Below are 13,419 nucleotides of genomic sequence, written 5' to 3' on the forward strand. Positions count from 1 at the left end.
GCGTTTCGTCGAGCGACGATGTCTGTGGAAGAAGAAAAGGTTGCCCCATGGTGTTTTGGGTTAGGGGGAGTCTGTTGTGGGTGTTCCGAGAATTTCCGTTGCCTCATCCGGTGAAAGGATGCCTTTTTGAATGAGGACTTCGCGAAGATCTTCCACTCGCTTAGTTTCGGTTCGTCGGATTCCAAAGATGCCAAAGGTTGGGGGCGCGAGGCGGAGTAAGTCGGGGTTTCGAATCTGGACTTGAATTGGTTCACTTACCCCATAGGGAGCGAGGTCTTTGGAGGTTCCCGTTGGCACGTAATAAAATGGTTTTCCTTGATCAGTTTGTCCGTCGGCGCCTAGGATTTCAAGCCGGTCGGCCACGTCTCGGGTTTTAGCGATTTCCATGACCTGTTCCACCACTAAGATGAGAGATGAGCCGATGACCGGATCCCCGGTTTGGTTTTTAACTTGAACGGTATATTGGATATCACTCAGGGAGGTGAGGTTCCCTTTGGAGAATAGCTCTCCACCTGCCACGAATGAATTGGCCTGACCTGAGGAGACTAACGGGACCACTTGGCCCGAAAGGTCTTGAAGATCTTTGTCCGTACCGCACCAGGCGATGGAAATTGGCAGAATCCATAGGGAAACACAAATTAGGCCGATTCGACGCATAGGCGCCCTCCCTCCAAATTATCATAGCGGGAATGCCCTGAATTAGGAAACCCTTTATTTTTTCCGAGGAGAATCAAAACCAAATGATAACAGATCCTCCTAAATACTTTCTTGACAACCTGGGAGGGATTTGTTTGAATGGCCCGCCCGAATTGGTGGGGTAGTACTATGTCTTCGTCTCAAGACCCAATGTTTGCCGGATTGGGTCAAGCCATGCGGGTTGGAACAGACCTTCTTGCTGCCCTTATTGTCGGTGGTGGCTTGGGTTGGGTTGTTGATACTTATCTCCTTTCCTCAACTCCATGGGGATTAGTTGTTGGTCTGATTTTAGGCCTGGTGGCAGGTATTCGAAATGCCTACCGTTCGGCACAGAAGTGGCACGATTCATAAGCATTAGTCCATAAACATTTACGAAGCAGGGGTACCCTTGGAAGATCCGCTTCATCCCTTTGAGCTCCATACCTACATTCCGTTGTCGTTGCTCGGCTTTGATATTTCTATTAATAAGGCCGTGCTGATGATGATAGTCGTGGTTGGGGCCATCATTCTGTTTTTGACAAAGGCTCGGTCTTCAGGGTCTTTAGTGCCGACGAAACTCCAAAGCGTGGCTGAGTTAATGGTGGAGTTTATTCGGGGGATCATTCACGATACGATGGGTCCTGAGGGTATGCGGTTTTTCCCTCTGGTCACCAGTCTGTTTTTGTTTATTTTGTTTTCGAATCTTTTGGGGCTTATCCCTGGGTCTTATACGATCACCAGCCAACTTGTGGTGACTGGTGTATTCGCGGTTTGCATGTACACTTTGAGCATTGTGTTGGGATTAAAAATCCATGGGCCCAAATTTCTCAAGGCCATGCTGATTCCTTCAGGTACGCCTCCCTTTATTGTTCCCTTAATGGTCATTATTGAAATGATTAGCCAACTGGCTCGCCCAATTTCATTGGCTGTCCGGTTGTTTGCCAACATGACCGCGGGTCATGTGATTATTGGAGTGCTTGTGGGTTTGACCATTAGCGGCGGGCTATTAATTGGTTGGTTGCCCTTTTCCTTTACCATTGCGCTGTACGGATTGGAAGTGGGAATTGCATTTATTCAAGCCTATATTTTTACGATCTTGGCTTGTGTCTATATGGGGGATGCCTACCATCTGCACTAGACGGATTGAATGGAGAAATTTGATTGATATTGGTAAAAGAAACTCTGTAAATCGCACTATACCGATGTTCGTTTATTAACGTTTTTACGAGGGGGATAGAAACACAATGGATTCAGCAGCTGCAGCATTATTGGGAATGGGCTTGGCCGCCGCTGGGTTTGCGGGTGCCGGTGTCGGAATCGGGTATATCTTTGGCAAAATGATTGAAGCCGTGGCTCGCCAACCGGAAGCGGAAGGTCGTGTAGGAAAGTACATGTGGATTGGGTTCGCCTTGGTGGAAGCTATTGCGCTGTACGGATTGGTCATTGCCTTTATTATTATGGGGCTGAGAAAGTAGGACGAGAACGTTATGCCGCAATTTGATTCTCATTTTTTCTCATCGCTGATTTTTTGGGAGCTGATTTCCTTTGGCATTCTCTTGTGGGTCTTGTCCAAGTTTGCCCTTCCTCCCATTCTCGAAGCGCTCGAAACCCGCGAGCGAAAAATTCGTGACAGTATTGATCAAGCCGAACAGAATCGGACCTCTGCGGAGCAGAGGCTACAGGAGTATGAAGCCAAGTTGCGTGGGGCCGCGCAAGAAGCCGAAGCCATTGTAGTTGAGGCGCGGAGCAAGGCCCAGCGGATGCTGGAAGAAAATGAGCAACGCCTTCGTACTGAGTCGGAACGGATCAAGGCTGAGACCACGCAAGAGATCGAACGCGCACGGCAGAAAGCTCTTCAGGATATTCGAGGGGAAGCCGCGGACCTGGCGTTATTAGTCGCGGAGAAAGTGTTAGTGCGGAGTTTGTCCGGGGATGACAGCCGCCGTCTTGCGCAAGAAGCGTTGCAAGCGGTGTCTGCAGATTCGGCGTCTGGCCGAGCCTGATTCTTTTCGTACTGTCTTGTTATAGTTTAGTGCCCTCTCGACTAGGCCTTAGAGAGGAAAGGTTTTTTGAGATCTTGAAGCGATGAGTTCAGGGACAGGAGTTTCCTCCTGAGAATTCTTGTTCCTGATCTTCCTAATTTCCCCCGCCGACTTGGTATCCCTCTAAATCTAAGGTCACCCATCGAAACCCCAAGCCTTTCAGGCTTTGGGAAATTCGTTGCCGTCGATCTGTCTCGAAGAAGCGGTCAATTTCTTGATGATCGACTTCAATTCTCGCGATTCCCTCATGGTCGCGAACACGGACATGTCGAAAGCCTTCCTGTTTTAGTATGGCTTCGGCCTTTTCTACCCGCCGCAGATTGGTTTCCGTGATCATGAGTCCACGAGGAATACGTGATGATAAGCAGGCTGCTGCGGGCTTGTTCCAGTTTGATAACCCAAAGTGCTGGGCTAGCTGCCGGACGTCGGCTTTCGTAAACCCTGCTTCGACCAATGGACTGCGAACACCATGATCTCGAGCCGCTTGAATGCCAGGCCGGTCATCCCCGAGATCATCCATATTCGTCCCATCGACAACCGTGTCGATTCCCGTTTCCCGTTTAATGGGTTGGAAAAGTTCGTATAAATCTGTTTTGCAATGATAGCACCGTGAGGCATCGTTGAGAACGAAATCGGCGATCTCGAGTTGATTGGTCTGTGCGGTAATAAGTCTGGCGCCAATTTCTTGGCTGAGACGTTGTACATCTTCGAGTTCTTCTAAAGGAAAGGTCGGAGATACGGCCACAACGGCAATTGCCTGGTCTCCTAGCGTCTCCCTCGCCATCTTGAGGACAAGGGTGCTATCAATGCCTCCGGAAAAAGCCACGAGGACCGTTCCCAGGTCTCGGAAAACGGATTGGAGTTTTTCTGCTTTCTGTTTCAGCTCTGGCATGATCGTGGGGAGCGTGACAGTCTTCATATGACTCCTTGTCGGATTATTGGCGAGGCAACTTCATGAAGAAGATTTCCAAGTTGGCCACAAGCTCCCAGAATATCCCGCCCACGGCTTTTTCTCAAAAAGACATCATAGTGTGCGTGCCGCAATATATTTTGAAATTCTTGGATCGCAGCGTCGGAGGGACGGCGAAACGCACTGCCTGGGAATTCGTTAAAAGGAATCAAATTAATTTTACACCGAATGCCGCGAAGGAGTTGGATTAACCGATTAGCGTCTTCGGGGGAATCATTTTCTCCACGTAAGAGTACATATTCGAAGGTCAGGCGTCGACCAGGGTCCAAGGGGTAATTTCGACAGGCCTGCAGTAATTCCGGTAGTGGGTGGAGTTTATTCACCATCGGCATTAAATAGTCTCGTTGTTTATTGGTTGTGGCATTCAAGGAAATGGCTAAGTTGACACCTAGTCCTGCCATCGACTGAAGCCTTGGTGCCAATCCGGCAGTGGAAATGGTAATGCGCCGAGGTGGAATCCCCAATCCCCATTGTGTGTTTGTGATCCGGGACACAGCTTCCGTGACGGCTTCGATATTGGCTAGGGGTTCCCCCATTCCCATAAAGACCAGTGAAGTGATGCGTTGGCCGTCGTGCAGCAGGTCTTGGGCCGTCATCACCTGGTCTACAATTTCATGTGCCTTAAGATTACGCTTTAAGCCCATTTGGCCTGTCAAGCAAAATCCGCAATCCACGGTACACCCAACTTGCGTAGAAATACATAAGGTTAGGCGCGTGGATTCAGGGATGAGGACACTTTCGATCATTAGTCCATTTTCTAATGAAAACAAAAGCTTGCGTGTTCCATCCCAGGATTCAGTTACAGTCGGTATGGGAGCACGTCCAATGTCCGCGACCGCTTGCAGCTGATGCCGGTCTTTCTTTGATAAGTTGCTCATTGACTCGATGGCCCTTGTCCGATGTTGGTATACCCACTGGAGTATCTGCTTCGTCTTAAAAAACGGCCACCCAAATTTTCCCACCAAAGCCTCAATTTCCTGAGCATTCATTGCCAGTAAATTTAGGCGTGAGTTTTCCATCATTGGCAAGTTTTGAGAAGGTTTCATGGTGGTGAACCTTACTATAACCGAGGATTTTCGAACAAGAATCCCTCATTTTTATCACAATGTTCCAATCTTGCGAGAGATATTCCCGATTTCTCATAAAAATTTTGATCAAAATTCAATTCAATCCAACTAATAGTAGTTGATCTATTGCCAACACCAGATATTGGCTTATAAGTTTATCTATCAATACGTAGTAAATGTTAGTCATTCTTGTGGATGAAAACAGTGTGATTATTTCAATTGTTGTTTGAAAAGTAATGGATTTTTTTAAGTTTACTCAAGTAAATAAATATAAAAATTCAATTATTCTTTAATACTTTTTGTTGACACAATTATTTTTCGGTGATAAAAGCAAGCAAGAAATATTTAAAGCTTGCTTATGGACAATCATAAAGACGAAATGAAGGATATTGTAGTTGGCTTGGAGCAGCGGATAACTGCGTATGAAACCAAGGTCAAGGATCTAAAAAAAAAGAGGGAGCGGCTCAATGAAGAAATTGCGACCATTGAGAAATACTTGGAGTTGGCAAAAACCCTGTATCGAGTGGAAGCCGATAAAGCGAAATTGGCCAGCCTCTCGAGCCAAATCCTTACGGATGAAACGGGGAATGCGCCAATGCCGGTCACGGACGTAACTGACCAATCTCGGGAAATTCTCCTTGGCCGAAGCAAATACGTTGGAATGAACGTGTCGGATGCTGCCTATAAAATTCTTCGTGAGGCCAAGCGACCCATGCATGCCAAAGAATTGTACCAACGCCTTTTGGATGGGGGCATGCAAATTCGTGGGAAAACCCCAGTTACCTCGGTTTCAACATCGTTAAAGCGTGATCCACGATTTCGAAAAGTCGCGCCCAATACCTTCGAGGGTCTTGATGAACAAGATCGGTCCCTCACGCGGGCCGTGTGAGAAATCCTCGTCAGCGAGGATGTTGTCACTCACAGGGAGGTGAGTGAATTGTCAGTAGCCAAACAAACTTTTTTTCACAAAATCCACACAATGAACCAATCTATCGGTACGAAATTTGATCATTTATCACCTTTAAGTATTCTCAGCGAATCTCGAGTTCCTTTGAAAGAAGAGATACCTGCTCATAATGTTTTTACTAAAAGTGACAGGATTGTAGAAAAGTATAGTGGGAGCGGAACGCGAAAAAGGTTATGAAGGTGAATATAGTCAAGAAGAAAGTTCAATTTTTTTCTGAGATGAATTAGACCGTGGGATAGTTTTTCACTTTTATTCGGGAAAGGGGGTGAGCGTTTTGGCGACAAAGAAGAAGGCACCGGCCAAGAAAAAGGCGGCCAAGAAAAAAGCACCTGCCAAGAAAAAAGGCACAGCTAAGAAAAAAGCACCTGCCAAGAAAAAGTAGTGTATTTGATCTTCCACATGTCGCTGGGAGTAGAGTCTTCTACTCCCAGCTGACTCTTCTTAATTTTTCCTTTCTTCAAAAGATTTCCTGGGAAGCAATGTTTGACTAACTAGGATTCTATCATCAATACGAAACTTCAAATGAATGGGCGATGGGGAGAACTGTTGTCCTTGAATAGTGGTATCGCTGGTTGGCCTCATAAATAGGGCTGATTCATGAATTTCAGCAAAATATCTATCGCACCTTAAATGGGGAGCCATGATCTACCCTATCTCCAAATACGTTTTTTGATTCATCAATTTTCTTTTCGATGAGCAGCTCAGAAAATTTTTCAAGCGATGAAAAGAAAATTTCGATCATGAATTTCTATGATGAAATTTTTTCAACGTAGAGGGGTTGCAAGCGAATGAAGCATGCAAACTTTTTGAAACGTGATCAAAAATTATTTGATCACATGAAAAATGATTTTTAGGAAATGAGTAAAAAAAGATTGAAAAATTATTTTTAAAAGAGTAAGTAACAGCCAACGATTGTGGTACACACTCATTGTTTTATGAGTGAGCAAAGAAACCACACGGTGTCGGAAGAGATCTGAAAGGAGGTGAGACTGTTGCCGACAAGAAAAAAGAAAGCTCCGGCCAAGAAGGCCGCAAAGAAAAAAGCACCAGCCAAAAAGAAGGCTGCTAAGAAAAAGGCACCAGCCAAAAAGAAAACGGCTAAGAAGAAAGCGGCGCCAAAGAGAAAGAAGTAAGGGCGCTCCTGCCTTGAATACGCGGCGGAAGAAGGGCCACCTTCTTCCGCCGTTGTGTTATCTGACAATTTTTCTTCTCCTTTCCAACGTTCCCAATTCTTAAGAAAGTGTGTGTTCGTGTGAGTTTTGATAAACAGTTGCCTTTGTAAGTTTCATGGTAAGAACTTTCATGTCTTGTTTTTCTTTAGGATGATTTGATTCGATTAAAGATCTCCATTGAGGTGTGCGCGGGTGAAATAAGAGGAGCCGAAGAGTTGTGTTCAATAAGAAAAGCGGCTTAGATTGGTTTAGTACGTACCGTTTGTTATTTAACCCGATATGTCTAAGATTCCTCATTTTTCTCAGAAAACCACTGGTCAATTATTCTCGATCCCCAGATTGGATTATGCGGTCACTCGCCAATTCCAATGGCACATTTGCCAAGAGAGGACGGCCAACCGTCGGTCGGACACCATGGTTTTGGTTGAACACGAACCGATATTCACCCTTGGCCGTACCGCAAAAGATGAACATTTTCGGACTAAGCTGGATAGCGCTCAAACACACGGCATCCAAACCACAAAAAGCGAGCGCGGCGGGTCGGTGACGTATCATGGGCCAGGGCAAATTGTGGGGTATCCGATATTAAAGCTTCGGGATTATTGCTCTGGTCCTAAGACCTACATGCGGATGTTAGAAGAGGTGCTCATTCGAGTGTTGGCGGAATGGGGTATCATAGGACAAAGAGTGGAAAAGTTTGTAGGAGTGTGGGTAGCTGACCCAAAGAATTCCAATGGGTCTTTAGCCAAAATTGCGGCGATGGGCGTAAAAATTACCCATGGGGTGACCATGCATGGTTTCGCTTTAAATGCCACCGTGAATCTAGAGCCGTTTCAATATATCGTTCCGTGTGGAATTGAAAACTGCCAGGTAACTTCGATGGCCGAGGTGCTGGGCCGTGATCCAGGAATAGAAAAAGTCCGCGACCAAATCGCAAACCATTTCGCAGAAGTGTTTGGAATAGAATGGACAGAAAAAATTACAGAAATCCCATTTCTTCTGACTGATTCTTCATCTCGTTCAGGATGATAAGGATTCTGCTACTTTCAAAGCCAAAGACCTCTCCGTGTTTGGCGAAAGTAAGGTTGGTTATAAGAACCAACCACGATTTTACATTCCCCACCCGCCACTGACATGAATATTCGTTCCTGTGACATATCGTGCTTCCTCAGATAGCAGGTATTGAACTGCTGAGATGGTATCTTTCACTTTACCAACATAGCCCGCGGGGATTTTTTTCTCCATACCGTCGAGTTCGCCGGGGGGAGCGCTCCCTGAATCGATGAATCCTGGAGAGATGGCATTAACCGTAATTCCCTCTGGTGCCAGCATTTTGGCCAGCGTTCGCGTCAGAATCAGAATGCCCGCCTTGGCGATGTAGTGAGCCGTCACCATAGGCTGGGCCTCCATTTTGTCGGCGTTGGCCATGCTGAATGAAATAATGCGACCATATTTTCTAGTCTTCATCCCTGGTGTTACGACTTTTGCCAAATAAAATATCGGATGCAGATTGTTAGTAAACATTTCATTCCAACCCTCCGGGGTTTCATCGAATAAATTGATTCGGTGATAGGGGCCCGCGCCGTTGATCAGAGCATCAATCCTTCCCCATTGCGCTTCAACTTGCTGGACCAGAGCTTGGCAATTGTTGGGATCTGAGACATCGCTACGGATAGGAAGCGCCTGTCCGCCAAGAGCTTGTATTGCCTGACAGGTTTTTTCTGCATCCTGTTGACTGGTCCGATAGCAGAGGGCAATCGCCCATCCCTGTGCAGCCAGAGTCAGGGCAATGCCCTTGCCAATGCCACGGGCGCCCCCGGTAATCAATGCTACCTTTGATTTCATCAGGTTTCCTCCTGTCACCAATAATGGGACCTATCAATGCAAATTAAATTCGGTAACTCTATGATAGTTGCCCATGACGTTGAAGAAGTGTTTGTAACACGGTCGTCGTCCGGGTCGACATTTTTCTCCTTGGGGTTTCTGTCATGATCCCGTGAAGGTCTGAAAAGGTATCTAGATCGCGTTCGGTGGGGAGTTGTCCAACGGTCAACCCAAGGGTGGCTGCCTTGGACTGAGTAAGGGCACAAACTGTCTCTGTAGACCATGGCACTTCCTGAAAGAGCTGAGGTGACGGCTGTTTCAAACCAATGAGGTAATATCCTCCGTCATGTGTTGGCCCAATAACTACATCGTGTTTGTTCAACAGAAAGAGGGCGTCTTTGTATGTTTTAGGGGAGAGCGTTGGAATATCGGTGCCTATGACCAACGCATAGCGATAGCCCTTGCTTAAAACTTCTGCCAATGCGTTGTGCATGCGTTGGCCCAAGTCATTTCCGACTTGTTCACAAAGTACCACGCCATATCGAGCTGCCAATGTTTGGAAGAACCCATGTTCTGATGAAGGTGTGCAGGCGAGGAAGCGGTCCAGATTTCGGATGTCGCGTGTATGCTCGGCAACATCCATGACCATGCTGCCATGCAGGCTGGCGGCTTCGTCTGGAGTGAGGGGGGGACACAAACGAGTTTTGACCTGCCCAGGGAGAGGTGCCTTGGCAAAAATTATGAGAGCGTCTTCCGCGGGGCCTGAGGGTGCGTCGGTTCGTTTGTTGTAACCGCGTCGTCGAGATTGGGAGAGTTTACCGGATCGTGGCATAAAATTGTTGCAAGGTGTGTGGATTGAATCCCATCCAGTAAAGCAATCGAAGGGTCCACATATGGATGATGGTGGGGAGGGCCCCGCGTTGTTCCCATCGTCGAAAGGATGTGGTGACTTTCGCATGGAGCGTAGCCACATGTCCGAACTGTTTCAGTCGTTTGGTGAATTCGATATCTTCCATGAGGGGAATGTTGGCGTACCCATCCATGTAATTGAAGATTTCCCGCCGAACAAATATGGCTTGATCTCCGGTGGCAATACCTGACCATCGAGAACGAAGATTCATCATCCGACTGATGAGCCAGGCCCAACCGCGATCTTTTTCAAACTGCACGTCGAAGCGGCCCCCCACACATGCTGGATTACTCATAACTCGTTCTATGTCTGATCGACAGCCATCAGGCAATTGCGTATCCGCATGAAGAAAGAGCAAGATGTCTGATCGTGCGGCAGCAGCGCCTGCGTTCATTTGTTTCGCTCTCCCGCGATCCGTCTCTATTACTTGTATCTCGACCATGTTGAGTTCGGTCAAATGGTGTGTCAATACGGACATCGTTCGGTCCAGACTTCCTCCATCGACAACAATCACTTCATTGAACTGGTGAGGTACAAGGTGCTGAAGGGTCCGAGGTAAGACACGTTCTTCATTTAAGGTCGGGATGATAATGGCAATGGATGCAGCCATGGAGAAGCGGTGATGGATGAAGCGTGGTTTGTTGTTCTCTCTCTTATCGAGATACGAACCATGATTTATTTTGACTTGGCCGGTTTCTTTGGTGTTTGAAACATAAAGAAGACGACCATGGCGATAGTTCCCCAATATATGACGTATTTATGCCAAAAGAGTACTTCTCCCAAATGTAAAAACCCTAGGGCGCAGACTGTGGAAAAGCCGATGACGAGATAGCGAACAGTGGGGATTTTCACAGATGAATGTGCCCACAAAGCCAGTCCGGCAAAATACAAAATCATGGGGAAGATGGTGATCTCGGCACCGGTGCTTGCCGAGAGAAACACTTGAATAAATCCGATAAACACCATGGCCGAACCCACCATTTTCATGGCCACGGTCATTTGAAGCGCCTCGTGGGTTTCGGTATCCAATTCCCCTCCAGGAGTGGGTGGTCCAATGTGCACACCGGGCACTTGCCGCGTACGAGGAGCTTCGGGAGGACTTTCTGTTTCGGCCTTCTGTTTAGGATCTTCAGTCATAATCACCATTTAAAATGTTTGCTAAGCGTGAGACCCTGTTGGTGGTAATTCGATCCGATGGTTGAGCCGTAGATTTCATCAGGGGTGTCCAGCATTTTTTCATACAGCACTTTAAAAAAGGTTTGTCCATCATGAATGAGAAATGGAACATCATGGGGACGGACCTCCAGCACCACTTGAGTACCTTTTCTCGGCCCCGCTCCTGCTCCAAAGCCGGGATCGAAAAATCCCGCGTAATGGGTCCGAAGTTCTCCACATGCGGCTTCGTAGGCCACCATTTCGGCAGCATACCCAGCCGGGACATTAATTCGTTCTTTAGAAGCCAAAATATAAAACTCTTCCGGTTCCAGCAGCAACGTATGGTTGGAATGGCGATACAGAGGTTCCCAATAGTCCAAAGCGGAGTAATAGCCAATCTTTGTCAGGTCAATGATATGACTATTTTTTTTGGCTCGGTATCCAACAATATTTTGTTGATCGTCTGTTCCCTTGAGATCAATTCGTAAAAACAGGCCTTGGTCGACTCGCATGTCTCGTGCGGCCAGTGACTGATCACCCTCGGCGTTGTCTTCATTATGATGCAACAACCGGGCAGACCGATGCAGGGCTTTGAGTTGCGAATCGGAAACCGACGGTCGTCCAGCCACTAAACGCAGCTGGTTCAAGGCTAATCCTGTTTGAACGCGAATGGTAAATGATCGTGGGACAATTTCTAGGTACAGTGGCCCTTTATAGCCTGGTCGAATTTCATCAAATCCAACATTCAAATCGGTGATCACGCGGGTAAAGACATCGAGTCGTCCGGTTGAACTTTTGGGATTGGCGCGTCCACGAATCGTGGGTGGGAGGGCCAGGCTTTCCTGCAGAGGAACGAGATAGACATGGCCTTTTTCAAGAATCGCTCCCTGAGTAAGGTCCATTTCATACATGACCAAGTCAGACTGATAAAGATCCGGCACGCTTAACCGTGCGCTGATTTCTGAACGCTCCGGCAGAAAGCTGCTGAGTAGCCGATATGCCTTGGTGCCTAGGCGCAGGTCAAGGCTGGCAGGCTGAATTTGATTTTGGCCAATAGGGGAATCAGCATTAATCGCGCCATCCTGAATCAGCTGCTTCAGGTGTTTGTCAGGCAGGATGCCGTGCTTGGGGGTAGCCGCCATTAATCGTCCATGGCTCCTTGGCTGCAAAGTCCTCCCATCGAGGAGGCCCCCACCATTGGAAGTTCCCGCGACCGGCTTTGGTCGGGTTGGGGGTAATGGTACGTTTTATTCTCGTAATTTTTCAGGACTGCGCCTTTTTCATCCAAATCCAACAAATATTCGTTGGGGAGAATAGGAATTTTTCCGCCTCCGCCAGGGGCATCGATTACAAAGTGCGGGACGGCCATGCCGCTCGTGTGCCCTTGTAACGACTGAATGATTTTAAGCCCTGTTTCGATAGTGGTGCGGAAATGGTTCGTACCTTTCGTGAGATCGGCCATATACAAATAATATGGCTTCACTCGCGCAAGGAGGAGCTGGTGCATGAGACGCTTCATAATTTCCGGATCGTCGTTCACATCTTTTAACAAAACGGTTTGTGCGCCCAAAGGCACGCCGGCGTCCGCAAGGCGCCAGCAGGCTTCCTTGACCTCTGGGGTCAGTTCGTCGGGGTGATTAAAATGTAAGTTCATATAAATGGGATGATATTGTTTGACGATGGCACAAAGTTCCGGAGTAATACGTTGCGGCAACGTGCCGGGGACGCGGGTGCCGAAACGAATGAGTTCCAAATGAGGAATGGTGCGGAGGGCTTTGAGAATGCGTTCGATCAAATGATCCGGCAATAAGAGGGGATCGCCCCCGGAAAGAATAATATCTCGCACTTCCGTATGTTCCCGAAGATATGCGATAGCTTGATCTAATTCACCCTTTTTCAAAAATCCGGGTTTCCCGACAAGACGCTTACGTGTGCAAAATCGGCAGTAGATAGGACATTGATTGGTCACCATAAGAAGAACACGATCTGGATACCGATGCACCAGGTGTGGTACTGGGCTATCCGTATCTTCTTCCAGGGGATCATCCGGCGCATCGAAATCATCCATTTCAATAGCTTCAGGGACGACCTGCTTCCAAATGGCATCTCCTGGTGATTTGATCGTCGAAAGAACCGTGGGGGTGATACGCATGGGATAGGCCCCTACCACGTCTTCGATTTCCTTCGGATCCACGCCCAAATGTTTGGCGAGATCTTTTGGTTTGGTGACACTCTCTGCTAGGACTTTTTTCCAATCATCCATAAGTAATTCCTTATAGGTAAAAAATGGTAGTGAATGGATAATGGCCCCATGAGTCGCCAATGGGATCGATTGTGAGTTGTATCATACGCGAGACAAAAAATCCTCTTGTGGATGTGTTCAAGTGTTAGGCGCATAGGTATCAAGGTGCTGCAATATATCGTCGGTCTCCGTAAGGATGGTGTCGCCGTCTACCAGGACCGGGACGTAATATTGCCCGGATACCTCAAACACTTGTTTCCGAAAGGGTTTCATGTCAGGGACAATCACACTTTCGTATTCTAACGCGAACTCGGAAAGCTTGTCTCGAATCACGGCGCATTCAGGGCACCATTCTGTGTGGTATAGCGTCATGTTCCTAACTATTCCCTAATGTT

General features: G+C 47.5%; 17 protein-coding genes. 6 read left to right on the forward strand and 11 right to left on the reverse strand.

Going from position 1 to position 13,419, the window contains the following annotated elements:
* Nucleotides 1-60: 60 nt before the first annotated feature.
* Nucleotides 61-657 (reverse strand): hypothetical protein, encoded by a 597-nt coding sequence (locus tag PPG34_RS12855; protein WP_313833771.1) that lies wholly within the window; start codon nt 655-657, stop codon nt 61-63.
* A gap of 168 nt (nt 658-825) precedes the next feature.
* Between PPG34_RS12855 and PPG34_RS12860 the strand changes: the two genes are divergently transcribed.
* From PPG34_RS12860 to atpF, 4 genes are all read left to right on the forward strand, one after another.
* On the forward strand, nt 826-1,047 hold the full coding sequence (locus tag PPG34_RS12860; protein WP_313833772.1) for an AtpZ/AtpI family protein: 222 nt from the start codon (nt 826-828) through the stop codon (nt 1,045-1,047).
* 37 nt (nt 1,048-1,084) lie between these two features.
* Nucleotides 1,085-1,813: a F0F1 ATP synthase subunit A gene (locus PPG34_RS12865; RefSeq protein WP_313833774.1), complete on the forward strand. Its 729-nt coding sequence runs from the start codon at nt 1,085-1,087 to the stop codon at nt 1,811-1,813.
* A gap of 106 nt (nt 1,814-1,919) precedes the next feature.
* Complete coding sequence (gene atpE / locus PPG34_RS12870) at nt 1,920-2,150, forward strand: ATP synthase F0 subunit C (protein WP_053381401.1); 231 nt, start codon at nt 1,920-1,922, stop codon at nt 2,148-2,150.
* A 12-nt stretch (nt 2,151-2,162) separates the two neighbouring features.
* A complete protein-coding gene (atpF, locus tag PPG34_RS12875) occupies nt 2,163-2,678 on the forward strand; it encodes a F0F1 ATP synthase subunit B (protein WP_313833779.1) in 516 nt (171 codons plus the stop codon).
* Nucleotides 2,679-2,811: 133 nt separating this feature from the next.
* Here atpF and larE read toward each other — a convergent pair whose 3' ends face one another.
* Nucleotides 2,812-3,636: an ATP-dependent sacrificial sulfur transferase LarE gene (gene larE / locus PPG34_RS12880; RefSeq protein ID WP_313833781.1), complete on the reverse strand. Its 825-nt coding sequence runs from the start codon at nt 3,634-3,636 to the stop codon at nt 2,812-2,814.
* The gene (gene rlmN / locus PPG34_RS12885; RefSeq protein ID WP_313833782.1) at nt 3,633-4,733 is read right to left on the reverse strand and encodes a dual-specificity RNA methyltransferase RlmN; all 1,101 of its coding nucleotides are present in this window, start codon (nt 4,731-4,733) and stop codon (nt 3,633-3,635) included. The genes larE and rlmN overlap by 4 nt, the downstream gene beginning before the upstream one ends.
* A 379-nt stretch (nt 4,734-5,112) precedes the next feature.
* Here rlmN and PPG34_RS12890 point away from each other — a divergent pair, with 379 nt between their 5' ends.
* Complete coding sequence (locus tag PPG34_RS12890) at nt 5,113-5,643, forward strand: winged helix-turn-helix domain-containing protein (RefSeq protein ID WP_313833783.1); 531 nt, start codon at nt 5,113-5,115, stop codon at nt 5,641-5,643.
* A 1,003-nt stretch (nt 5,644-6,646) separates the two neighbouring features.
* On the opposite strand, the gene PPG34_RS12895 is transcribed toward PPG34_RS12890, so the two are convergent.
* Entirely contained in the window at nt 6,647-6,922 is a 276-nt protein-coding gene (locus PPG34_RS12895; RefSeq protein ID WP_313834287.1) for a hypothetical protein, read from the reverse strand.
* 250 nt (nt 6,923-7,172) lie between these two features.
* On the opposite strand from PPG34_RS12895, the gene lipB reads away from it, so the two are divergent.
* Complete coding sequence (gene lipB / locus PPG34_RS12900) at nt 7,173-7,922, forward strand: lipoyl(octanoyl) transferase LipB (protein WP_313833784.1); 750 nt, start codon at nt 7,173-7,175, stop codon at nt 7,920-7,922.
* 81 nt (nt 7,923-8,003) lie between these two features.
* Here the strand turns inward: lipB and PPG34_RS12905 are convergent, their stop codons facing one another.
* The 7 genes from PPG34_RS12905 to PPG34_RS12935 all read right to left on the reverse strand — a co-directional run bounded on the left by PPG34_RS12905 (nt 8,004) and on the right by PPG34_RS12935 (nt 13,396).
* Entirely contained in the window at nt 8,004-8,738 is a 735-nt protein-coding gene (locus PPG34_RS12905; RefSeq protein ID WP_313833785.1) for an SDR family NAD(P)-dependent oxidoreductase, read from the reverse strand.
* A 58-nt stretch (nt 8,739-8,796) separates the two neighbouring features.
* Nucleotides 8,797-9,549: a TIGR04282 family arsenosugar biosynthesis glycosyltransferase gene (locus PPG34_RS12910; protein ID WP_313833786.1), complete on the reverse strand. Its 753-nt coding sequence runs from the start codon at nt 9,547-9,549 to the stop codon at nt 8,797-8,799.
* Nucleotides 9,533-10,237 carry a TIGR04283 family arsenosugar biosynthesis glycosyltransferase gene (locus tag PPG34_RS12915; protein WP_313833787.1) on the reverse strand — a complete coding sequence of 235 codons (705 nt, stop codon included), beginning with the start codon at nt 10,235-10,237 and terminating at the stop codon, nt 9,533-9,535. The genes PPG34_RS12910 and PPG34_RS12915 overlap by 17 nt, the downstream gene beginning before the upstream one ends.
* A gap of 65 nt (nt 10,238-10,302) precedes the next feature.
* On the reverse strand, nt 10,303-10,764 hold the full coding sequence (locus PPG34_RS12920) for a hypothetical protein (RefSeq protein WP_313833788.1): 462 nt from the start codon (nt 10,762-10,764) through the stop codon (nt 10,303-10,305).
* 2 nt (nt 10,765-10,766) lie between these two features.
* Entirely contained in the window at nt 10,767-11,924 is a 1,158-nt protein-coding gene (locus PPG34_RS12925; RefSeq protein ID WP_313833789.1) for a 2'-deoxycytidine 5'-triphosphate deaminase, read from the reverse strand.
* A complete protein-coding gene (locus PPG34_RS12930; protein ID WP_313833791.1) occupies nt 11,924-13,045 on the reverse strand; it encodes a KamA family radical SAM protein in 1,122 nt (373 codons plus the stop codon). Before PPG34_RS12930 ends, PPG34_RS12925 begins: the two co-directional genes overlap by 1 nt.
* A 117-nt stretch (nt 13,046-13,162) precedes the next feature.
* Nucleotides 13,163-13,396 carry a glutathione S-transferase N-terminal domain-containing protein gene (locus tag PPG34_RS12935; protein ID WP_313833793.1) on the reverse strand — a complete coding sequence of 78 codons (234 nt, stop codon included), beginning with the start codon at nt 13,394-13,396 and terminating at the stop codon, nt 13,163-13,165.
* Nucleotides 13,397-13,419: the final 23 nt, after the last annotated feature.

Source organism: Candidatus Nitronereus thalassa (genome assembly GCF_032191465.1).
Taxonomy (GTDB): Bacteria; Nitrospirota; Nitrospiria; order Nitrospirales; family UBA8639; genus Nitronereus; species Nitronereus thalassa.

Excerpts from the sequence above, each read along its gene's own strand:
- PPG34_RS12855 (WP_313833771.1), bottom strand. The coding sequence starts at position 657 with ATGCGTCGAATCGGCCTAATTTGTGTTTCCCTATGGATTCTGCCAATT.
- PPG34_RS12860 (WP_313833772.1), top strand. The coding sequence starts at position 826 with ATGTCTTCGTCTCAAGACCCAATGTTTGCCGGATTGGGTCAAGCCATG.
- atpE (WP_053381401.1), top strand. The coding sequence starts at position 1,920 with ATGGATTCAGCAGCTGCAGCATTATTGGGAATGGGCTTGGCCGCCGCT.
- atpF (WP_313833779.1), top strand. The coding sequence starts at position 2,163 with ATGCCGCAATTTGATTCTCATTTTTTCTCATCGCTGATTTTTTGGGAG.
- larE (WP_313833781.1), bottom strand. The coding sequence starts at position 3,636 with ATGAAGACTGTCACGCTCCCCACGATCATGCCAGAGCTGAAACAGAAA.
- rlmN (WP_313833782.1), bottom strand. The coding sequence starts at position 4,733 with ATGAAACCTTCTCAAAACTTGCCAATGATGGAAAACTCACGCCTAAAT.
- PPG34_RS12890 (WP_313833783.1), top strand. The coding sequence starts at position 5,113 with ATGGACAATCATAAAGACGAAATGAAGGATATTGTAGTTGGCTTGGAG.
- lipB (WP_313833784.1), top strand. The coding sequence starts at position 7,173 with ATGTCTAAGATTCCTCATTTTTCTCAGAAAACCACTGGTCAATTATTC.
- PPG34_RS12905 (WP_313833785.1), bottom strand. The coding sequence starts at position 8,738 with ATGAAATCAAAGGTAGCATTGATTACCGGGGGCGCCCGTGGCATTGGC.
- PPG34_RS12910 (WP_313833786.1), bottom strand. The coding sequence starts at position 9,549 with ATGCCACGATCCGGTAAACTCTCCCAATCTCGACGACGCGGTTACAAC.
- PPG34_RS12915 (WP_313833787.1), bottom strand. The coding sequence starts at position 10,237 with ATGGCTGCATCCATTGCCATTATCATCCCGACCTTAAATGAAGAACGT.
- PPG34_RS12920 (WP_313833788.1), bottom strand. The coding sequence starts at position 10,764 with ATGACTGAAGATCCTAAACAGAAGGCCGAAACAGAAAGTCCTCCCGAA.
- PPG34_RS12925 (WP_313833789.1), bottom strand. The coding sequence starts at position 11,924 with ATGGCGGCTACCCCCAAGCACGGCATCCTGCCTGACAAACACCTGAAG.
- PPG34_RS12930 (WP_313833791.1), bottom strand. The coding sequence starts at position 13,045 with ATGGATGATTGGAAAAAAGTCCTAGCAGAGAGTGTCACCAAACCAAAA.
- PPG34_RS12935 (WP_313833793.1), bottom strand. The coding sequence starts at position 13,396 with ATGACGCTATACCACACAGAATGGTGCCCTGAATGCGCCGTGATTCGA.